The organism is Hamadaea flava, from assembly GCF_024172085.1.
Lineage (GTDB): Bacteria > Actinomycetota > Actinomycetes > Mycobacteriales > Micromonosporaceae > Hamadaea > Hamadaea flava.
On record NZ_JAMZDZ010000001.1, the window covers coordinates 3810765 to 3831830 of the forward strand.

At 69.3% G+C, this 21066-nt stretch carries 16 protein-coding genes; 4 read left to right on the top strand and 12 right to left on the bottom strand.

Features of this window, described 5'->3' with window-relative positions; genetic code table 11:
• Positions 1-4: 4 nt before the first annotated feature.
• Positions 5-1105 (bottom strand): hypothetical protein, encoded by a 1101-nt coding sequence (locus tag HDA40_RS17845; protein ID WP_253757286.1) that lies wholly within the window; start codon positions 1103-1105, stop codon positions 5-7.
• A 152-nt stretch (positions 1106-1257) separates the two neighbouring features.
• Here HDA40_RS17845 and HDA40_RS17850 point away from each other — a divergent pair, with 152 nt between their 5' ends.
• Positions 1258-2358: a glycoside hydrolase family 16 protein gene (locus tag HDA40_RS17850; RefSeq protein ID WP_253757288.1), complete on the top strand. Its 1101-nt coding sequence runs from the start codon at positions 1258-1260 to the stop codon at positions 2356-2358.
• A 1-nt stretch (position 2359) separates the two neighbouring features.
• Here HDA40_RS17850 and HDA40_RS17855 read toward each other — a convergent pair whose 3' ends face one another.
• The 6 genes from HDA40_RS17855 to HDA40_RS17880 form a co-directional block, all read right to left on the bottom strand.
• A complete protein-coding gene (locus HDA40_RS17855) occupies positions 2360-4150 on the bottom strand; it encodes an asparagine synthetase B family protein (RefSeq protein ID WP_253757290.1) in 1791 nt (596 codons plus the stop codon).
• An 18-nt stretch (positions 4151-4168) separates the two neighbouring features.
• Positions 4169-5686 (bottom strand): oligosaccharide flippase family protein, encoded by a 1518-nt coding sequence (locus HDA40_RS17860; RefSeq protein WP_253757292.1) that lies wholly within the window; start codon positions 5684-5686, stop codon positions 4169-4171.
• Positions 5683-6699: a hypothetical protein gene (locus HDA40_RS17865; RefSeq protein ID WP_253757294.1), complete on the bottom strand. Its 1017-nt coding sequence runs from the start codon at positions 6697-6699 to the stop codon at positions 5683-5685. The genes HDA40_RS17860 and HDA40_RS17865 overlap by 4 nt, the downstream gene beginning before the upstream one ends.
• A 50-nt stretch (positions 6700-6749) precedes the next feature.
• A complete protein-coding gene (locus HDA40_RS17870) occupies positions 6750-7964 on the bottom strand; it encodes a class I SAM-dependent methyltransferase (protein WP_253757296.1) in 1215 nt (404 codons plus the stop codon).
• Positions 7964-9007: an NAD-dependent epimerase/dehydratase family protein gene (locus HDA40_RS17875; RefSeq protein WP_253757298.1), complete on the bottom strand. Its 1044-nt coding sequence runs from the start codon at positions 9005-9007 to the stop codon at positions 7964-7966. The genes HDA40_RS17870 and HDA40_RS17875 overlap by 1 nt, the downstream gene beginning before the upstream one ends.
• A gap of 92 nt (positions 9008-9099) precedes the next feature.
• Positions 9100-10260 carry an acyltransferase family protein gene (locus HDA40_RS17880; RefSeq protein WP_253757300.1) on the bottom strand — a complete coding sequence of 387 codons (1161 nt, stop codon included), beginning with the start codon at positions 10258-10260 and terminating at the stop codon, positions 9100-9102.
• Positions 10261-10409: 149 nt separating this feature from the next.
• Between HDA40_RS17880 and HDA40_RS17885 the strand changes: the two genes are divergently transcribed.
• The 3 genes from HDA40_RS17885 to HDA40_RS17895 are packed head-to-tail and all read left to right on the top strand — an operon-like array spanning position 10410 to position 13064.
• On the top strand, positions 10410-11630 hold the full coding sequence (locus HDA40_RS17885) for a methyltransferase domain-containing protein (protein ID WP_308197830.1): 1221 nt from the start codon (positions 10410-10412) through the stop codon (positions 11628-11630).
• A gap of 4 nt (positions 11631-11634) precedes the next feature.
• On the top strand, positions 11635-12426 hold the full coding sequence (locus HDA40_RS17890; protein ID WP_253757304.1) for a glycosyltransferase family protein: 792 nt from the start codon (positions 11635-11637) through the stop codon (positions 12424-12426).
• Positions 12426-13064 (top strand): PIG-L deacetylase family protein, encoded by a 639-nt coding sequence (locus HDA40_RS17895; RefSeq protein WP_253757306.1) that lies wholly within the window; start codon positions 12426-12428, stop codon positions 13062-13064. Before HDA40_RS17890 ends, HDA40_RS17895 begins: the two co-directional genes overlap by 1 nt.
• A 75-nt stretch (positions 13065-13139) precedes the next feature.
• Here HDA40_RS17895 and HDA40_RS17900 read toward each other — a convergent pair whose 3' ends face one another.
• The 5 genes from HDA40_RS17900 to HDA40_RS17920 all read right to left on the bottom strand — a co-directional run bounded on the left by HDA40_RS17900 (position 13140) and on the right by HDA40_RS17920 (position 20955).
• Positions 13140-13925, bottom strand: coding sequence for an alpha/beta hydrolase (locus HDA40_RS17900; protein ID WP_253757308.1), 786 nt, complete (start codon positions 13923-13925; stop codon positions 13140-13142).
• Positions 13922-14242, bottom strand: coding sequence for an Rv1322 family protein (locus tag HDA40_RS17905; protein WP_253757310.1), 321 nt, complete (start codon positions 14240-14242; stop codon positions 13922-13924). Before HDA40_RS17905 ends, HDA40_RS17900 begins: the two co-directional genes overlap by 4 nt.
• 14 nt (positions 14243-14256) lie before the next feature.
• Positions 14257-15360, bottom strand: coding sequence for a TolB-like translocation protein (locus HDA40_RS17910; RefSeq protein WP_253757312.1), 1104 nt, complete (start codon positions 15358-15360; stop codon positions 14257-14259).
• A 63-nt stretch (positions 15361-15423) separates the two neighbouring features.
• Positions 15424-17202, bottom strand: coding sequence for a 3-hydroxyacyl-CoA dehydrogenase family protein (locus tag HDA40_RS17915; protein WP_308197721.1), 1779 nt, complete (start codon positions 17200-17202; stop codon positions 15424-15426).
• Between the two features lie 129 nt (positions 17203-17331).
• Positions 17332-20955, bottom strand: a complete 3624-nt coding sequence (locus HDA40_RS17920; protein ID WP_253757313.1) for an NIDO-like domain-containing protein — start codon at positions 20953-20955, stop codon at positions 17332-17334.
• Between the last annotated feature and the right edge of the window lie 111 nt (positions 20956-21066).

Here is a 21066-nt window from a genome sequence, read left to right on the forward strand (position 1 = left end):
GCGACTAGTTCTCCGGCGGAACGGTCGACCCGTCATCCCACTTGTTGTTCGACCACTGGTTTCCGGTTCCGTTCTTGTTGAATCCGGTCACCGGTCCGTACGCCCCGCACTTGCGGTTGGAGCCACGCTGGAACACGTTGTTGACGACGATGACGTGGTTGGCGTGCGGGAAAGGTTTACTCGACGCGTCCCCGCCGTAGAGGCAGTAGGACATGCCGGTGCCGGCGGCCAGGAAGTTGCTGTCGATCACGACGTCCGAGATGGTCGCGAAGTCGCCGAGCAGGTTCAGGTCACCCGTGCAACCCTCCCCGACCGAGTTGGCCGGCGGGCTGCAGAAGATGTAGTTGTGGCGGATGCGGATGTTCTTCCCGCCGTTGGAGAGGAACCCGCCCAGGTGCCAGTTGGCGTCGTCCGGGATGCGCTGCCCGTGCAGGTAGGAGTCCTCGATGGTGCAGCTGATCGCGTGCTCCCCACACTGGACGCTGGTCGCGCCGCCGGTCACGTCGGTCCGGATCACCTTCATGTTGCCGTAGCTGACCGCTGGTAGCTGAACGAGCCCGGCGTTGACCTCGGAGTCCACGAGCGTGTACGACCACTTGCTCGACCCGCTGATGTCGGTGTCGAGGACCACGCGACCGTTGATCTTGCTGCGTTTGATCGTGACGTTGGCCGCCCGCACCTCCAGCGTGCAGTTGACGGTCTTCGCGTCGATGACCGTCCCCGCCGTCTTGATCTGGCACGGCCCGCTGTACGCGGACAGCTTGGTGCCGGCCGGTACGCCGGTGTTCGACGCGTTGGGCCAAGGGCCGCCGGCGGCGGACGGGAGCTTCGCCGAGGAGCTGGGTTTCGGTGTCGCGGTCGGGGAGGCCGACTTCGTGGGCGACGCTGACGGTGACCCGGCGGCGGAGGCGCTGTCCGTGACGTGAGCCGAGGCGGATGCGGAGGCTCCGGCGTCCACCCCGTCGGCGCCGTCGGTGCGTTGGACGGCGTACGCCACCCCGATGGCTCCGACGATCACCAGGACCGTGGCTCCGGCGAGCAGGGCGCGGCGATACCGGTCGTACCAGGGCATCCGGCGACGTGGTGGCGGTTGAGGCGGGCGCACGGCGGCACGGTATCCCTTCGCTCACTCGATGGCGCCGGACTGGTTGTCCGAACGACTTAGGAAACTACATCGCATGCTCCGGGGTACCCATCCAGCCGAAATCTGACAGGAAACAGCGATCATGATTGATTGCTGGTACGTTCGGCGGCGTCATGGTGACCCCTAGACCGCACTTCCCGGTGACCCCCCAGCCGCGTCGAGGCACCCGCCCCGTCCGGTGGGCCGTCGCCGCTGCGGTCGTGGGCGTACTGCTGCTCGGTGCGGGCGCGTACGCGCTGGCCAGACCGCAGTTCGGCGGGTCGGACCCCACCGACTTCCGCGGTGGCGCCACGCCGGGGTTCACCGATTCCTCGGTCCTCGGGTCGGGCTCGGCATCCGCGAGCGCCGGCCCGTCCGTCAGCCCCTCATCCGCCAAGTCGCCTACGCCGACCAAGCCGCCCGGCGTCTCCGGTCCGCCGGTCAAGGCCGCCGCCGGCAAGAGCTGGAAGCTGACCTTCGCCGAGGAGTTCTCCGGCTCGGACTACGACCACAGCAAGCTCACCCCGTGCTTCGACTGGAACAGCGGCGACTGCACGTCGACCTTCAACCAGGGCCGGGAGCACTATCAGCCCTCTCAGGTGACGGTCTCGGGCGGCACCGCCAAGCTGACGGCCGCGCCGCTGTCCCCCGCGCGTACCGACTCCGCCTGCCAGAACGGCAAATGCACCTACAAGGCGGGGCTGTTGTCCACCGCGCGACCCAAGGCGACCAGTGGCTCCAGATACCTGTACGCCTTCACCTACGGCTACGTCGAGGCGCGCATCAAGTTCCCGGCGACCCAGGGGTTCTTCACGGCGTTCTGGATGCTGCCGACGAACCCGGACTACGAGTACCAGACCGAGATCGACATCCTGGAGCTGCTCGGCGACGACCCGTCGACCATGTTCATGACCTATCACTACGCGGGCCGCGACCAGTCGTACACGCCGAACACCGGCAAGCACGACAACGGTGCCTGCGCGGTGAAGGACTACTCGAAGAACTTCGTCCGGATGGGCCTCGACTGGCAGCCCGACCACATCGCCTGGTATATCGACGGCAAGAAATGCGGGCAGTTCACGAACAAGGCGCAGATCGCCAAGGAACCGATGCAGCTGATCCTGCACATGATGGTCGACAACAACTGGCAGCGGCGGTGGAACGTCGGACTGACCGACCCCACGCTGACCCGCCGCCTGGAAGTCGACTACATCCGGGTCTTCCAGCAGAAGTGAGTCACTTCGCCGAGGCCGGTTGCGGCAAGGCCAGCAGGTTGACCAGGTACGCCACCGTCGTCGCCTCGGCGGAATGCGTACCCGCGAGCAGGCCGTCGAGCCAGTCCCGGCGCAGGACCGGCTGGTCGTAGAGGGCCGCGCAGGCCGACGGATCGGTACGCCAGTGGCTCAGCACCAGGTCGGCGAAGGAAGCCGCGCCGAACTGGGCCCGGCGCCCGTGCGCCAGCCGTTGGCGCACCTTGCGGGCGACCTGCCGGGCCGTCACCGTGGCGATCGCGACGCGCGTCGACAGATCGCGTACGCCCAGCCGGGCCGGGGTGAGCCCGGTGTCGAGCGGAATCCGGGCCAGCTCCGGGTCGAGCCGGTTCATCAATCGGCCCAGCAGCAACGACTCCCGCTTGTCGCCGGGGGCCACGGCCAGCGCCAGCTCGATGAACCGGTGGTCGAACATCGGGTTGACCGCGTCGCGCCGCACCGCGGCGACCGTGCCGTGCGCGCCGGACCACCGATGCATCCGGTGATACAGGTAGAACGCGTCCGTGGCGCGGAGCCAGTCGCCGGGCTCGAAGATCTCGGTCAGCGTGCCGAGCGTCTCGGTCAGCGCCTCGGCCCGGAAGTCCGGGTCCAGCGCAGCCTCCTCGACCGCCTCGTTGGCGAAGATCCGCCAGTGGGCGAGCCGGTCGACCAGCTTCGCCGACGTCTCCGCGCCGACGGGCTGGCCGGCGTAGTAGAAGCCGCGAGCCACCTCACCGCCGAGGCCGGACAGCCGATGTCCCTGCGCCAGCCGGGCCTCGACGCCGAGCAGCGGGCCGAGGGCCATCGGGCTGGCCTGGCATTCCAGCGCCCGGGCCGCGCGCAGCGCGAGCCGGTGCGCCTCCTCGGGCGTCGGGTCGGCGACGTCGTCCAGGTGCAGCACCTGATGCCGCAGCCCGTAGCGCTCCGACAACTTGGCCGCGATCATCACGTCGGGGCTGGTGTCCTCGCCGAGGGTGAGCGCCCGCAGGCCACGTCGCTGCTTCTCCGGGACCGCGCCGAGCAGGATGCGCGAGTCGTGTCCCCCGGTCAGCTGCAGCACCGCTTCGGGATGGGCCTCCAGGTAGACCGACAACGAGGTGCTCAGGATCGCGGCCATCTCGTCCACCGCGGCGTCCAGGCTGGGCACCGGGCGCGTCTGGTCGAACGGGTCGGCGTACCAGTCGATGCGGATCGCGCCGTCTTGGAGGGTCGCGATGGACGCGGGTGGCATCGCGCGTACGCCCGCGAACGGGGTCCGGTCGCCGATCTGCCAGCCGATCATCGCCTGCGCGCCGAGCCCGGCCCGGTCCAGGCCCGCTCCCGACAGCACGGCCAGCGCCCGCGCGCTCGTCGAGACCGCGACCACGCCGTGGCCCTGCCACCAGTAGAGCTGCCGGTAGCCCAGCCAGTCCGTGGCCACCCGGAGCACGCCGTCCTCGCTCCGGTGCGCGGCCGCGAAGGGCGGCAACAACTGCACCAGGGAACTCGGGCGGAGCATCATCGCCGCGAGATCCGATGTGGACAAGTCGGCTTCACGCGTACGCAGTAAGCGGCTGAGCCGCACGGTGAACCCGGATTCCCCGAACCGGTCGAACTCCTCGGTGCCGGCGAACGCCGTCCAGCCGGTGGCGGTCACCTCGGTCCGGTCGATCGCGACGTCCACTCCGTCGAAGCCCACGTCGAAGGTGTCCGTGAGGCAGGCCAACGCCGCCGGGGACGGCTGCCGGAATCGGTCGTTCGCGTGCGGCGCCAGCGCCACGGCGAGGAAGGCTCTCATGCGGGCCGCCGTTCAGGGTCAGGTGAGCGCATCGGCCGTCTTCTGAGTCAGGCGACCGACCCACCGCCGCAGCGTGCTGGGGCCGATCGCGACGGCGACGTACAGGATGGCCCCGGCCGCCCCGGCGGCGACCAGGTCGAAGGCGGGATGCAGGCCGGTCAGGGTGACGACGAAGTGCGCGGCGAACCCGGCGAGGATCCCGGCCAGCAGCGGCCGACCGGCCGAGCGGATCACCGGCCAGAGGTGTACGCCGGCCCTGCGCAGGGCGATCCCACACAACGGCAGGGCGACCAGGAGACTGACCACGCCGTGCGCGATCGCGGTGCCCCGCGTGCCGCCGATCTGCGTCGCGATGATCAGCGTCGGCACGAGGGCGACGGTCCAGCCCAGGTTGACCCACAGGGCCGACCGGCTGATGCCCGCCCCGGCCAGCGAGTCCAGCGCGAACGAGGTCACCAGGCGTACGCCGGTGAGGACCGTGAGGAATTGCAGCACGATGACGGCGGGCAGCCACTTCGGCCCGTACAGGACGTGCACGAGCTGCGGAGCGAGCACCGCCATCAGCACGCAGATCGGGATGACCCCGAGGATGAGCAGCTTCAACGACTTCTGTACGCCGCGCGCGAACGAGTCGTCGCCGCGCCCGGCGAGCCGGGAGAACGCCGCGATGGAGACGTAGCGGATCGCCGAGCCGACGATGCCCTGCGCCCAGCCGGAGATGTTGAAGGCCAGCAGGTAGTAGCCGAGCGCGACGCCGCCGAGGTACCGGCCGACGATGATGTAGTCGGCGTTGGTGACGACGGCTTCCACGCCCATGCTGGCGGTCAGCGGCAGACCGAACTTCATCAGGGCGCCGACGATCTTCCGGTCGAACCCGATGCTGTAGGTCACCTTCGCGTACGCCATGACCATCAGGCCCGTGACGGCCGCCCCGACGACCTGCCCGACGGCGAAGGCGTACGCCCCCGCTCCGGCCAGCGCCAGCGCGATCGACAGCACCGCGGAGGCGACGAACCCGGCGAAGTTGGCCTTGGTCAGCTTGTCCTGCTGGAATCGGCGCATCAGCGCGGCGGCCCGGACGGCGGTCAGGCCGTCGATCAGCACGGCCAGGCTGAGCAGCCGGATGAGGTTGGCGGCGTCGACGTCGCCCCCGGCCAGCGAGCCGAGGGCGGGCGCGCCGATCCATACCGCGCCGTAGATCGCGACGCTGAACAACAGCGCCAGGCTGGTCGCCGTGGGCGCGACCTGAAGCAGTTGAGAGCGCTCGTCCCGGGTGGGATCACCCTTGAGGCCCCGCCACTGAACGACACCGGCGATGATGCCCATGTCGCTGATGTGCGTGGCGAAGAACGCCACCGCCGACGCTACCGCGAACCCCCCGAAGTCGGCCGGGGTCAGCAGCCGGGCCAGGATCAGCCCCACCCCGAACGACGCGATCTTGGTGCCGACGGTGCCGAGAAGACTCCAGCTCAGCCCTCTGCCAGCCAGGCGACGCAAGCCGCCTGGCTGCTCTTCCTCGGTCACCGTGGTCGTCATGCTCGCGCAGGCTCCACTCGCTCAAGCCAGATCTCCCGCCAGTAGGCGGTGATGGCGCGGGGACAGTTGGCACTGAAGGCGCCCTCGCAGACCACGCCCTCCAGGACGATGCAAGGGCTCTTCATCCGCAGCATCTTGCCGGTGTTCTCGTCGACGATCGTGTCGATCCGGCGCAGCACCCGGGCGGTCTGGCCGCAGAACCGGGCCATCTCCGCGTCGAAGCCGAGGCCACGGTTGAGGAGATCGGCGTTCAGCGTCTTCATGATCTCCTCCTTCGACTTGACCCGGACGAGTTCACCGGGCTGCAGGTCGGTCCGGCCGGTCGGGGTCGGCCCGGCGGACCCGCGAAGGAAACCCCACGTCAGCCCGCCCCGGATGCGCAGCCATTTCGGCAGGGCGCGGGCGCTGTATTGCTGGTAACGGTTGAAGAAACCGACCAGGAACGCCCGGCTGACTGCCAAAATTCCGACATTTCCGGTACGCACGTCGTCCACGTACTGCCCGAGATCCAGCAGCGGCAGCACCTCAGGCGCGGCCCGGAGGATCTCCGTCGCTTGACAACGATAGATGTCGCTGCCGTCGGGGGCGATCGCCTGAGCGCGCTCAGTCAGTTGCACGAAGACCTTGTGATCGCTCTCGATCGGCTCGACCGGCAGTGCCGAGTCGGCTGACCCGTCCTCGACCGGTTTGATCCAATCGGTCTTCCAATAGATGAGGCAGGACGCCTGACAGCCACCGTGCACGGACCCGTCGCACCGTACGCCGAGCAGGTGGACCGCGTTGTCCATGCGACGCATCCCGCTGCGGGTCATCGTGTCGCAGACCTTGTTCGCGACCTTGCCCACCCGGAGCCGTCGGCCGCAGTACTGGAGCATCTCCGGCATGAACGGCAGGGCGTCCACATCGCCCTTGTCGTCCAGGGTAGCCATGATCTCGTCGGCGCTGAGCACCTCGACCCACTGGCCGACCCGATACTGCGCGGACTTGCCGGAGATGGTTGAGCTTGCCTGCATGGCGGCGCTCCTTGGTTGGGAAGGTCGTGACAGCGCAGGACGGCGACGGCCTACGCGGTGAGGATCTGGGCGTCCAGGCCCAGCTCGGTCAGCGATCGCGCGATCTCGTCGGTGTACGCCGGGTTGGTGATGACGACCGCACCCGGTTGGATCTCCCGCAAGGTCTCCGGCGAGTCGACCCGATGCCCGGTGACCGGCAGGAAGCGCCCCCATTTGCGCGGGTTGACGTCGACGACCGCCGACAGCTCCACCTTCGGATCGACCTGGGTCAGGAACTGCACCCCCCGCGAACCGGCGCCCCAGAGCACCGGGCGCTGCCCGGAGTCCCGCAGCGCCGCCAGGGTCGTGTGCCAGCGGTCCAGCTCCCGGCGATGCCGCTCGGCGAAACCGCGCACCGCGTTCAGCTGCCGGTCGCGCGCCGCAGTGTGGTCGGGCCAGAACAGACGGCCTGCGTCCTGCGGCCGGCCCACGTCCTCTCTGCCGGTTCGAGCGGGGCCGGACGGACGGGTCGAGAACTCGATGTAGCGGAACATGCCGCTGAACCAGGTGCCCTCGGCGATCACGTGCCAGCCCGCACGCTCGACGATCGCGGCGAGCGCGACCGAGTCGAAGTAGGACACGTGCGGGTAGATCACCTCCCAGCCCGCGGTGGCCAGGTCGTAGCCCGCGTCCGGGACCTCGATGTAGCCGCGTACCTCCCGGTCGCCGGCCCGCTCCCGCAGGGCGGTGAGGAAGGCGTACGGGTCGTCCTCGTGCTCGAACCAGTGGCGCGAGGTGACGAAGTCGAAGTCCGGGAGCTGCGCGGGCTCGGCCAGCGGCGCCCGACCGGAGACGAAGAACGCCCCCGACGAGTCCGGTCCGGGCGTCCCGGCGTACATCGGGTCGAAGCCGAACCCGGTCGCGCCGGTGTGCTCGCACAGTTCGCGGAGGAACTCCCCCTGCCCACAGCCGATGTCGAGGATGCGCCGGCCGGCCAGCTCGTGCCGCTCGGCGAGCCCTTCGACCAGGTCGGTCGAGAAGCCGCGGAACGCGGCCGAGTGGTGCAGGTTCGTGTCCATGGTCGTGTCGTAGACCATGATCTGCGGGTCGAAGCCGAGATTGCGCACGTACGCGCAGTTCTCGCAGTAGCCCAGCAGCATCCGGCCGAGCGGGGAGGCGACCGCCTCGTCCCGGGTCGCGTAGTGCACGCCGCACAGGACGGGAATCCCGCCCAGGTCGGCGAACTCGACCAGGGTGCCCGCGCCGCACGCGACGCAGTCGGTCATCAGGCGCTCCAGCGCAGTTCGCCGTCGATCCGGCCGTCGCCGGTCAACTGCTGGATGCGGCGGATGCGCTGGAACCGGCCGCGGAACGCCTCCTCGGTCAGACCGTGCCGCTGGTACGCCTCCAGCAGCTGCTCTGCGCCGGTGCGTACCGTCCACTGGGGCTTGAAGCCGGGCACCTCGGCAGCGACGAGATCGCCGCTGACCCGGTAGTCGCGCAGATCCGTCGCGGCGTTGTCGGCGAAGGTGACCCGGCTGCCCGGCACCACCTCGGCGACGAGTTCAGCGACGTCGCGGATCAGATAGTTCTCGCTGGTCTGCGCGATGTTGTACGCCTTGCCGTGCACCACCTCACGCGGCGCCTCCAGCAACGCGATGAACGCCGCGGCGATGTCCTCGACGTGGATGAGCGGACGCCAGGCGCGGCCGTCGGAGAGCAGCCGGACCTCGCCGGTCAGCAAAGCCGAGGCGGTCAGATCGTTGACGACGATGTCGCCGCGCAGCCGGGGCGAGAACCCGTACGCCGTCGCGTTGCGCAGGAACGTCGGCGAGAAGTCGTCGTCGGCGAGCGCCGTGATGTCCTGCTCGGAGAGGATCTTCGACTCGCCGTACGGCGTGACCGGGGCGAAGCCCGCGTTCTCGTCGAGGAACGGTCGGTCGGTCGGATCGTCGCCACCGAGACCGGCGCCGTACAGGGAGCACGACGACGAGAACAGGAAGCGGGTGACTCCGGCGGTCCGCGCCGCGTCGGCCAGCCGCACCGAGGCCCGGTGATTGATCTCATAGGTGAGCTGCGGGTTGAGGTTGCCGATGGGGTCGTTGCACAAGGCCGCCAGGTGCATCACCGCGTCGAAGCCGGCCAGCGGCTCCGGAGTGACGTCGCGCAGGTCGAGCCGCAGCGCCGGAATGTCCGCCGGGGCCGGGCCGAGGACGCAGTCCGCGAAGTAACCGGTGTCGAGGCCGACGACGTCGTGTCCCGCCTCGCGCAGCCGCACCGCCAGAACGGTGCCGATATAGCCCTCGTGCCCAGTGAGAAGTACGCGCATGAGTCCCTGAAGTCCCCTCGGAGTCTCGACCGACCGACATTGTTGATAACCGCTCCGACCAGGGTCCAGGCGCTTGTCAGCTTGCCGACTCCCTATCTGGGCAGTCGGTCGGCGGTGGTCGGTAGACCGGACATCGAGGGCTGACCGGACCGGTCGGCAGTACGCCGCGAACGTGGACCCAGCCACCGCATTCCGGGTAGTTCGACGCTCCGGTGGAGCAGCCGGCTGGCCACCACGGCGAGCGCCAGGCAGACCAGCACGACGAGCGCCTCCTGCCAGAGTGGACGCTCGAATCCGGTGGCCTTCAGGACGATCCGCAGCACGATCAGGTGCACGAGGTAGAACGCGAAGGAGATCTCGCCCAGCCAGACCGCCCACCGGGAGCCCCAGACGCCGGTCCGGCCCTCGGCGTCCGCCGCGCCCGCGGTCGCGATCACCGCCGCGAAGAAGATCGCCGGCCACGCCACATGCTGGAGTTCCATCGGCAGCAGGTTCGACGCGAGATACCCGAGTCCGGCGACCGCCATCACCGGGCCGACCGCGGTTGTGGGCCAGAGCTTTTCGCGTACGACGCGGGCGAGGAGCATGCCCGTGACGAACTCGGGCGTCCGCGCGACGGGGAAGAGCCAGATCACCCAGTACCTGTCGGATTCAGGCAGCAGCAACGTGATGAGGGGAACCAGCCAGACCAGGCCCAGCGACCCGGCGGCCGCCCAGCGCAGCCACCGCGCCGGTATCGCCCGGATTCCCCGGTAGAACACCGGGAACAGCAGGTAGAAGAACGCCTCGCAGGCGAGCGACCAGCTGACGGTGTTCAGCCCGAAGTAGACGTCGGGGTTCTGGAACCAGGGCTGGATCAGCAGGACGTTGGCGGCCAGTTGCAGCACGGTCACCGCTTTGCCGCTGATCATCAGCAGCGCCACGGCGACGGCCAGCATGACCACGTGGCTCGGATAGATCCGGGCGAAGCGCCGCTGCCAGAAGCGGGGCGCGGTATCGGATTCCCGCGCCGACCAGCTCAGGACGAATCCACTCAGGATGAAGAAGAAGGTGACGCCCGCCGAGCCGGGCCCGAAGACCCAGCCGAGAAGCCGGCCCGCCGATCCGGTGTCCACCAGATGCACCACATAGGCGTGAAAGCCGAAGACCAATGCCGCGGCGACGAAGCGGAGGCCGGTCAGCGACGGAAGTCGCGTCTGGCCGGGCTGGACCCGCACCCTTCCGGGTCCGGCGGCGATGTCGGCAACGGCCACGAAAGCACCGTACGGACCCCTTCTGAGCAGGGTCTAGGCGCGTGTCAGCTTGCCGACTCACGCCCCCAATGCGCCGCACCGTTGGATACAAAGTCGGGGAATTCCCAGGCACCACCACCCTTGGGGGGACGTTGAACGCGCTGAACGCGGTGGAATGTCGGCTTTGTGGGGCCGACGTCACTGAGACCTTTGTCGACCTGGGGATGTCCCCTCTGTGCGAGAGCTATGTCCCGGCGGACCGGCTCGACTCGGCGGAGACGTTCTATCCCCTGCACGTCCGGATCTGCGGGCAGTGCCTTCTGGTACAGCTTCCCGCCCATGTGGCCGGAGAGAACATCTTCTCGGACTACCTTTACTTCTCTTCGTATTCCACCTCTTGGGTGGCGCACGCGAAGCGGTACGCCGACGAGATGATCGACCGGCTGAAGCTGGGCGCGGACAGCCTCGTCACCGAGGTCGCCAGCAACGACGGCTACCTGCTCCAGCACTTCGTCGCGGCGGGGATCCCGGTGCTCGGCGTCGAGCCCGCGGCCAACATCGCCGAAGTCGCCCGCACCAAGGGCGTACGCACCGAGGTGCAGTTCCTCGGGGCCGAGACGGGCGCCGAGATCGCCGAACGCATCGGCCGGGCCGATCTGGTCGCCGGAAACAACGTGTACGCCCACGTCCCCGACATCGTCGGCTTCTCGGCCGGGCTGGCCGCGCTCGTGAAGCCGGACGGCCTGGTGACCCTGGAATTCCCGCATCTGCTGCGACTGATCGAACAGCGGCAGTACGACACGATCTACCACGAGCACTACCAGTACCTGTCGCTGCTGACCGCCGGCCGCGCCCTGGCCACCGCCGGGCTGACCGTGGTCGACGTCGAGGAGCTGAGCACGCACGGCGGTTCGCTGCGCGTACACGCGAAGCATGCCGACGCGGCCGGTGAGCCGACCGCGCGGGTCAAGGCGCTGCTGGATGTCGAGGAGGCCGCTGGGCTGCACACCCTCGAGGGCCACCGGGGGTTCGAGAGGAGCGTCTTCACGATCAAGCGCGACCTGCTCGGCTTCCTGCTCGCGGCGCGGGCCGAGGGCAAGCGGGTGGTCGGCTACGGCGCCCCCGGCAAGGGCAACACGCTGCTCAACCACTGCGGCATCCGGTCCGACCTGATCGAGTACACCGTGGACCGGTCGCCGCACAAGCAGGGCTGGTTCCTGCCCGGTACGCACATCCCCATCTTCGAGCCGGAGCGCATCGAGCGCGACCGGCCGGACTTCGTCGTGGTCCTGCCCTGGAACCTGCGGGCCGAGATCACCGCCCAGCTTTCCTACGTCCGTGACTGGGGCGGCCGCCTGGTCTTCCCCATCCCCGACCTCGAGGTGGTGTAGGGCCGTGAAGGTCGTCCTCTTCTGCGGCGGGCTCGGCATGCGCATGCGCGAAGGCGGCAGCGCGGTGCCTAAGCCGATGGCGCTGCTCGGCGAGCGCCCGCTGCTCTGGCACGTGATGCGTTACTACGCCCACTTCGGGCATACCGACTTCGTGCTGTGCCTGGGCTACGGCGCGAACGTCGTCAAGGACTACTTCCTGCACTACGACGAGACGCTGTCCAACGACTTCACGCTGTCCGGCGGGGCCGGCGACGTGCGGCTGTTCTCTTCGGACATCACCGACTGGAACATCACCTTCATCAACACCGGTCACCAGTCGACGATCGGCGAGCGGCTGATGCGCGTACGCGCACATGTCGAGAACGAGCCGATGTTCCTCTGCAACTACGCCGACACCCTGACCGACGCGCCGCTGCCGGACCTGATCGACAAGTTCGCCGAATCCGACCGAACGGTCAGCATGCTCGCGGTGCCGCCCTTCTCGACGCACCACTACTTGGACATCGACGACGACGGCCAGGTCACGGGCATCCGGGGCTTCAACGAGCTGACCCAGTGGGAGAACGGCGGCTACTTCGTCATGCGGCCGGACATCTTCGACGAGCTGCGGGAAGGCGAGGACATCGTCCCGCACGCGCTGGACCGCCTGCACCCGAAGGGCCGCCTGATGGCCCAGCGGTACAAGGGTTTCTGGCGCGCGGTGGACACGTTCAAGGACCGGGCCGAGATGGAGGAACTGGTCAACCGCGGGCTGGCGCCCTGGATGCTGTGGACCAACCCGGCGCTGGTGGGCTGATGCTCTCCCTCGCGACCAGCCAAGTACGCACCGTCGTCGCGATCGGCGCGCACCCGGACGACATCGAGATCGCCGCCGGTGGGCTGCTGCTGACCCTGGCGGCGGCCGTCCCCGGCGTACGCGTCCACTATGTGCTCTGCACGGGCTCGGCGAACCGGCAGGCGGAGGCGCGGGCCGCCGCGACCGCCTGCCTGCCGGGCGCCGAACTCAGCTTCGACCTGCACGACCTACCGGACGGCCGGCTCCCCGGGCATTGGGCGCAGACCAAGCAGATCCTGCAATCGGCGGCGGCGACCGTGACCGCCGACCTGGTCCTCGTCCCGTCGCCCGGCGACGCCCATCAGGATCACCGGCTGATCGGGGAACTCGCCCTGTCGGCGTTCCGCGACCAGCTGGTGCTGCACTACGAGATCCCCAAGTGGGACGGCGACCTCGGCCGGCCCAACCTCTACGTCCCGCTGGCCGACGAGGTGGCGCGCCGGAAGGTCGAGGTGCTGAACGACGCGTTCCCGTCGCAGAAGGCCCACGACTGGTGGGACGACGAGGTGTTCTTCGGGCTCATGCGGTTGCGCGGGATGGAGAGCCGGGCCCGGTACGCCGAGGCGTACTCGTGCTCGAAGGCGACCCTGACGTTCTAACGTTCCGCTAGATCACGGTTATGCAGGCTTCCTACGGCGTTGGAAGCCTGCATAACCGTGATCTGCACCGAGAAGTCAGGAGCGGGGGACGTCGGAGAACGCGGCGACCGTCCGATCGGCGTACGCCGAAGCGTCCCCGGACGTCATCGGCCCGTCGAACTGGTCGGGCAGCGGCACGGGCGTCTCCGGCGACACGAGCTGGACGATCTCGTCGAGGATCCGTTCGGCGTACCCGACCCAGAGGTGCTTGGCCCCGTTGACGCCGGTCACGGAGGCTTGGGGCACCACAGCGAAGCGGTCCCGTGCCTCGGCCGGGCGCAGGTAGTCGTCGAACTCCGGCACCAGGACGGTCATCGGCCGGCCGAACTCCGCCCAGCGCGCCAGGTCTTCGTCGGTGGAGAAGCGCAGCGGTGGCGAGAGCAGGATCGCCCCGGTGATCCCCGGCTCGGCACCGTATTTGAGCACGAGATCGGTGCCGAAGGACCACCCGACCACCCAGATGTTCGGCAGGTCGGCGAATTCGGCGTACTCGATGGCGGCCGCGACGTCGAACCGCTCCCCCACGCCGCCGTCGAACGCGCCCTCGCTCTTGCCGTGGACGCTCTCCGTGCCCCGGGTGTTGAACCGGAGCACCGCCATCCCGGCCAGTTCCGGCAGCCGCCAGGCCGCCTTGCGGTAGATGTGGCTGTCCATCATCCCGCCGTGGGTGGGCAGCGGGTGGAAGCAGACGATCGTGCCGACCGGATCACGCTCCAGCGGCAGCGATAGTTCGCCGATCAGCCGCAGGCCGTCGGCGGTGTGCAGCTCGATCGCCTCGCGGCGGGCCGGGAGGATGGAGTTGGCGCGAATAAGGCTCATCACATGTGCTTTCGAGTCGGCGAGCGACGGTGGCGGGCACGCCAGCACGCGGTGTGCCAGTGCCGCCGATCAGACGAGTCTCCCCGCCCGTCGGCGGGCCAGGCTACGACGTGCGCCACACCCGGCTGGATTTCGTGGTCGCAGCCGGGGCACCGGTAGGCCTTCGTCGCGGCGCCCGCCGTGACGTGGCGCACGTTCCAGTCGCCGTCGGTGCCGTTCGCGCCGTACTCCAGTTCGACGCCGCCGCGCGCGGCCGACTCGTTGACGTCTCGATGGCCCGCCTTGGCGCTCTTGCGAGGCAGGTTGCGGCGCGGGCTCATGCGTCAAGGGTAGATCAGAAGAACGCGCGTCCGGTCAGCCGGACCTGGGCGCCCGCCGGAAACGTGAGCTGCGGCTCAGGGTAGCCCCGCGGGTTCCAGACGGCGTACACGACGGGCTCGGAGATCGGGCTCGGCGAGCCGGCCTCCACGAGGCGCTGGAGGTACACCTGGTCGCCGCGGAAGCCCGCGACCAGCCAGCCCGGTTCGCTCGGCGGAACGACCTCGGCCAGCACCGAGCCGTCCTCGGCCGACGCCGCGAAGGTCTGCTCCAGCATCGAGATCAACACCTGGCGACCGTCGGCGCTCACGTCCTGGAACCACATCGGCTGGCCGCGCTCCTTGAGCCGGTCACGCAGGTCGACGTGGAACTCGCGGCGAACCTGGCCGTCGAGGGTCTCGACCCGGAAATCGGCCACTCCCGCCACGCGCGGCACGAACCGGTCCTCCATGTTCCCGCGGGGCGGCACACATAACACCAGGCCGTCGGCCAGCACCGCGCCCAGCTCCAGCCCCGCGCAAGCGGTCAGAGTGGTACGCCCACCGGTGCGGATCTCCACCGCGACGTAGTGCTCCTTGAACCCGCCGTCGGCCACGCGCACGATGAGCCGGCTGCCGTCGGCCGACCAGGCTTGTGGCAGCTCACCGGTGGCCAGCCGGAGCACGGCGGTGCCCCGGAGATCTCGGATCTCGGTCAGTCGCGGATAGACCGGGCGGGCGAGGTAGCGCCCGTCCGGCGACAGGCTCACCCCGAACATGGGATCGACCTCGTACGCGTCCGGCGGCAGCGGCTCGGCGGCGGACGCGCCCGGACTGGGGACCGGGCTCGGTGGCGCGGTGTCGCCCAAGACGGGCAGTGCGTACTGCGTACCAGTCGAAGTGAGCAGATAGACCGGGCCTTTGGTGCGCCCGGGGCGATAGACGGCGATCCCGTCGCCGGCCGCCCGATCGGACGGCAACGGGATCGCCGAGGCTGGGGGCCGGATGTCGCCGAGCCGAGGCGCGGCCGTGACGGCCATCGTGGTCTGCTCCCGCGGCGCACCCCCGCACGCCGCGGAAGCGAGTACGCCGAGCAGTCCGGCGTAGACCAGAACCGCTCTCCGAACGGCGGGCTTCCCCATGCCTACGCTGACGCGCGGGAGAGCCCTTCGGTTGCCTGCCGAACCGGCGGAGACGACCAGATCTCAGCGGTTCGTGTGGTCCCGGAATCCCCGGCCGGCCTTGCGCCCGAGGTAGCCCGCGGTGACCAGGTGCTCCATAAGCGGCGCCGGGGAGAAGCCGGGCTCCCGCAGCTCCAGGTACAGCTCCCGCTGGATGGCCAGGGCGACGTCCAGCCCGACCACGTCGAGCAGCTCGAACGGGCCCATCGGGTAGCCGCAGCCCAGCTTCATCGCGTAGTCGATGTCGTCGGCGGTGGCGTACGACGCCTCGAGCATCTTGACCGCGTCGTTCAAGTACGGGAACAGCAGCGCGTTGACGATGAAGCCGGACCGGTCCTCACAGCGTACGGCGTGCTTGCCGAGCTTGTCGCAGACCGCGAGGGCGGTCGCCTCGGTCGCCGACGAGGTCCGGATGGTGCGAACCACCTCGACGAGCTTCATCGCCGGCGCCGGGTTGAAGAAGTGCAGGCCCACCACGTCGGCCGGCCGCTGGGTGGCCATCGCGCACTCGACGACCGGCAGGCTGGAGGTCGTCGTGGCCAGGACGACGCCCGGCTTGCAGATCTCGTCGAGGCTGGCGAACAGCGCCTTCTTGACGGTCAGTTCCTCGACGACCGCCTCGACCACCATGTCCACGTCGGACAGATGCTCCAGGTTCGTGGACCAGGTGACCCGATTGAGGATGGTGTCGCGCTCCTCCTCGGTGAGCCGGCCGCGGACCACCGACTTGTTGAGGCTGACCTTGAGCGCCTCGCACAGCTTCGCCGACTTCTCCCCGCCCCGGGTCACGCTGGTGACCTCGAAACCGGCCTTCGCGAAGACCTCGATGATGCCGGTCGCCATGGTCCCGGAGCCGACGACGCCGACGGACCCCACGGCCCGCGCGCCTTCGACGGTCGTGCCCTCGGCCGGCGTCAGCTCGTCCGGCACCACGACCGGGGAACCGGCCTTCTCGTAGGTGTAGAAGCCCCGCCCGGACTTGCGGCCCAGCAGGCCCGCGGTCACCATCTGCTTGAGCAGGGGCGCGGGCGCGTGCCGGCGGTCCCGGCCGCCGCGCCGATACATCGTGTCGAGGATCTCGTACGCCGTGTCGAGGCCGATCAGGTCCATCAGCGCGAGCGGCCCCATCGGAAGCCCGCAGCCGAGCCGCATGGCCGCGTCGATGTCCTCCCGGGTCGCGTACCGGGCCTCCACCATGGCGACGGCGTGATTGAGGTAGCCGAACAGCAGGGCGTTGGCGATGAACCCGGCGCGGTCGGCGATCGTCACGTCGACCTTGCCCAGCCGGGCGCACAACGCCTCCACGTCGGTGACGACCTCGTCCGCGGTGACCACGGTCTTGATCACCTCGACCAGCTTCATCACCGGCGCGGGGTTGAAGAAGTGCACGCCGATGACCCGGTTGGGCCGATGGGTGGCGACCGAGATCTCGGTGACGCTCAACGAGCTGGTGTTGGTCGCGAGGATGGCCTCGGCCTTGCAGACCCGGTCCAGCTCGGCGAAGATCTTCTGCTTCAGGTCGAGGTGCTCGGGGACGGCCTCGATGACGAAGTCGACGTCGGCGAGCGCGCCCAGTCCGACCTGGAAGTCGACCCGGGCCAGCAGGGCGTCGCGGTCCTCCAGGGCGAGCTTGCCCTTGGCCACCGCGCGATCGGTCGAGCCGGTCAGGTTGGCCCGGCCCCGGTCGAGGGCGGCGTCGGAGATCTCCACCGCGACGACGTCCAGCCCGTTGCGGGCGAAGACCTCGACGATGCCGGCGCCCATCGTGCCCAGCCCGACCACGCCGACCGTGTTGATCCCCACCGTGACCTCCTCAACGAGCGTTCAGTGCCCTGAGTCTGCCACGGCTCGCCGGACGCCTGGAAGCGGCGTCTCGCCGGGGAGGCTCTTGGGCGAGCCGCCAGGAGTGCGGTCAGGGAGAAACATCGATCCTCAGGAGATCGGGGCGAACGTGATGCCTCGTCCGGAGGTGAGCACCGCCTCGTTGTGGCAGTACTCCAGGGCGCTCGTTCCGCTGCTGTTCTCCACGCCGACCGTGGCCGTCTGGCCGCGTTCCGCCGGGCTGGCCGGGTCGAGGTCGGCGTACGCGACGGTCAGGGTCCCGTTCGAGTTCAGGATGACCTCGAAGGTGACTCGGGCCGCGGCGTTCGAGAACAGCCGCATGTTCCGCCACTCCACGACGTACTGGGTCGAGCTGCTCTTGACCAGGATCGACGACTCGGCGTCAGCCATCAGGTCGTCCCAGAACGGATAGACGGCGTTGTTGGGCGTATTCGCGGCGGCGGCCGACGGGATGGTCCCGTGGTTCCAGGACGCGCCCTGCGGCTGCGCGCCGAAGCTCAGCACGCCGTTGGTGTCGATCCACGCCGTCGTGTACGACGATCCGTAGAACGGCATCGTGAACGGCAACGTCACCGACTGGTACGCGTCGTCACCGGTCAGCGCGAGCGCGGTCGTCCCGGGCACGAAGGTGAACGGCCCCTCGGCGCACGAGTAGCCGGCCCCGGCCGAAGTCGCCAGGGTGATGTCGGTGGTGGTGGTCTTCCCGGTGAAGATCGCCGCCGTCGCGCTGCCGGTCAGCCCGGTGCAGCGGACGTCGGCGGCGACCGCGCGGAGCGGGTAGGAGCCGGGCGCGGCCACGATGGTGTACTGGCCGGTCGCGTCGGTCGTCGCGCTGTACGCCGTGTTGGTCAGCGTCACCAGGGCGCCGGCGACCGGGTTGCCGTTGTGGCGGACGATGCCGGTGATGGTGCCCGTCGACGTCTGCGGCGGCGCGCCGGGCGGCGTGAAGGTGAGCGTACGCCCGTTGACCAGCTTCGGATTGTTCAGCGAGTACTGCAGCGCCGCCGTCCCGGCGGCGTTCTCGATGCCGATCGTCGCGGTCGAACCCTTCTCGACCGCCGCCGAGCCGATGTCGGTGTACGCGAAGGTGATCGTCCCGCTCTCCTGCAGCACCACCTTGAAGCTCACCCGGTTGGCGGCGTCGGAGTAGAACCGGACGTCGCGCCATTCCACCGTGTACTGCCGGTGCGGTGCGCTTCCGCTGGTCGAGGTGTAGACGCCGGACGACGAGTCGACGATGAGGTCGTCCCAGAGCGGATAGACCGCGGCGTTGGGAGTGTTCCAGGCCGCCGCCGACGGGATGGCTCCATGGTTCCAGGACGCGCCTTGCGGCTGCGTTCCGAAGCTCAGCACGCCGTTGGTGTCGATCCACGCCGTCGTGTAGGTCGCCCCGTAGAACGGCATCGCGAATGGCAACGTCACCGACTGGTACGCGTCGTCACCGGACAGCGGGAGTCGCCCGGAGGCGCCGCTCCAGGCGGCTGTGCCCTCGGTGCAGAAGTAGCCGAAACTGTCGGAGCAGGCGACCGGCACGCCCGTGTAGGTCGCCGTGTACGTGGTCGGCGTGCTGGGGGCCGTGATCACATGCGTCTGACTCTTGCCGTCGGACCAACTGCCGAAGGAGTAGGTGTAGCCGGCGTTGGACTGCGGCGTCGGCGCGCTGACCGTCACCGTCGACCCCTTGATCACCGTACGCGTGAACGGCGTGATCTGCGTAGCCGCGCCGACGCTGAGGTTCAGTCCGGGCGGGGAACTGGTGAACGTCAGGTCGACCGTCTGCGGGTCGAGCCGCCGTACCACGGTGTTCTTGAGGCCCTGACTGTCCGTGGCGGTGAGTTCGAGTTCCAGATAGGACGGATATTCGTGGTCGGGGGCGATGAACGAGCCGCCGGCTCCCGTCCCCGTCTGCAACGGATGGGTGTGGCAGCTGTCGATCGTCGCGCAGTGCTCCATGCGCAGCGCCCAGGTCAGCGAACTGCCGGTGAGCGTGCCGTCCTGCGGATCGGTGCCGTGTCCGGAGAAGGTGATCTGCTGTCCGGCGACCCACGTCGTTCCGGCGGCGGGAGTGTCGATGACCGCCGTCGGGGCGTCGTTGCCGACTTGGACGGTCACCGTCGTGGCGTCTGTCGCCCCGAGGGTGTCGGTCACCGTCAGCTTCGCCGTGTAGGTGCCGTTGGCGGTGTAGGTGAACGACGGCGCGGCGGCGGTCGAGTCGGTGCTGCCGTCGTTGGTGAAGTCCCACGCGTAGGTCAGCCGACCCTGGTCGGCCGGGTCGTTGTCGGTCGAGTTCGCCCCGTTGAAGGCCACCGTCAGCGGCGACTTGCCGCTGGTCGGCGTGGCCTCGACGACGGCCGCCGGCGGCTGGTTGCCCGCGTAGTACCGGATTCGGCGGACCGTGCCGGTGAGGTCGGCGTAGTACAGGTCGCCGCCCGGACCGACGGCCAGGTCGACCACGCTCGACGCGCCCTTGGCGAACAACTCGATGTTGCCGGTCGCCGGCAGTCCGCCGGTCGTGGTCGGCTTCATGGCCCAGATGCAGCCACGCGAGTTGTCGGCGAAGAACAACGCCCCGCCGTACGCCGCCGGGTAACTGCCACCGCTGGCCGGGTAGAAGGCTAGACCGGAGATCGCGTCGCCACCGGCCTTGCAGCCCTCACCCGGAACGACGTCGGCGGCATGGTTGTACGTGTAGTACGGCCCGATCTGGTTGGTCATCGCGTTGCAGACGGGCAGATTCGCGCTCACGTAGGTAGAGGTCGTCGCGCCCTCGTAACAGGGCCAGCCGAAGTTGTTCGAGGCCGCCGTGGGATTGACGATCCGATCGATCTCCTCCCAGGTCAGCCAGCCCACGTCGCCGACCCAGATCTCGTTCGTGCCCGGCCGGAAGGTGAAGCGGTACGGGTTGCGCAGCCCGCTCGCGATGATGCGCCGCAGGTTGAGGTCGGCCGAGCCGATGTTCGGGTTGCCCGCGGCGGCGGCGCCGGTGGCCGGGTCGAGCCGGAGGATCGTGCCGTCCAGCCCGGTCGGGTCGCCGGGCGTCTGGACGTCCTGTACGCGCATGGCCCCGCCCTCCAGGGCCGGGTCGCCACACGGGTTCGGGTTGGCCGTGGGCAGCTGACCGTAGTCGGCGGCGCTGAAGCTCGCGCCGTCACCGGCCGAGACGTACAGCTTGCCGTCCGGACCGAAGCGCAGGTCGCCGATGGAGTGGCTGGGGAACTGCTGGCACCAGTCGTTGATGAGCACCTGCTCCGAGCCGGTCATCACGTCGCCGCTGGCCTGCAGCCGGGAGAGCCGGGCGGAGACCACGCAGTAGCCGCCGTTCGCGCCGTTGGTCGCGCCGGTGCACAGGTCGTCCCAGGTCGTGCTGCTGCCGACCGCCTTGCCGTAGGTGTAGAGCACGTAGACGTAGGGGTTGGCCGGAAAGTCCGGCGGCAGGGCCAGGCCGAGACTTCCCCGGTCCCACTGACTGTGAACCACGCCGGACAGGTCGGCGAAGACGGTCGGGGTCGTGTCGGAGAGGTCGTCGAAGACCTTGATGACGCCCGCCTTCTCCATCACGAAGATGCGGCCGTCCGGGGCGAACTCGATGTTCGTGGGCTGATTCAGCCCGCTGAACACGATCTGCTCCTGGAAGCCGGCGGGCAACGTCGCCGCCTCCGCGGCGGACGGCCCACGCAACGGCGCGAACGCCGCCGCCACCAGCGCGGTTGCCACGACGGCACGAACGAGCCGCCGGACACGCGAAACCCGACCCATCGTCAAGACACACCCCTCCCCTGTGGAGGGACACGCTATGGATCCACCCGTCCGATGCGGCCGCACAGT

Coding starts and splice junctions, on each gene's coding strand:
- HDA40_RS17850 (WP_253757288.1), top strand. CDS start 1,258: ATGGTGACCCCTAGACCGCACTTCCCGGTGACCCCCCAGCCGCGTCGA.
- HDA40_RS17855 (WP_253757290.1), bottom strand. CDS start 4,150: ATGAGAGCCTTCCTCGCCGTGGCGCTGGCGCCGCACGCGAACGACCGA.
- HDA40_RS17860 (WP_253757292.1), bottom strand. CDS start 5,686: ATGACGACCACGGTGACCGAGGAAGAGCAGCCAGGCGGCTTGCGTCGC.
- HDA40_RS17865 (WP_253757294.1), bottom strand. CDS start 6,699: ATGCAGGCAAGCTCAACCATCTCCGGCAAGTCCGCGCAGTATCGGGTC.
- HDA40_RS17870 (WP_253757296.1), bottom strand. CDS start 7,964: ATGACCGACTGCGTCGCGTGCGGCGCGGGCACCCTGGTCGAGTTCGCC.
- HDA40_RS17875 (WP_253757298.1), bottom strand. CDS start 9,007: ATGCGCGTACTTCTCACTGGGCACGAGGGCTATATCGGCACCGTTCTG.
- HDA40_RS17895 (WP_253757306.1), top strand. CDS start 12,426: ATGCTCTCCCTCGCGACCAGCCAAGTACGCACCGTCGTCGCGATCGGC.
- HDA40_RS17905 (WP_253757310.1), bottom strand. CDS start 14,242: ATGAGCCCGCGCCGCAACCTGCCTCGCAAGAGCGCCAAGGCGGGCCAT.
- HDA40_RS17910 (WP_253757312.1), bottom strand. CDS start 15,360: ATGGGGAAGCCCGCCGTTCGGAGAGCGGTTCTGGTCTACGCCGGACTG.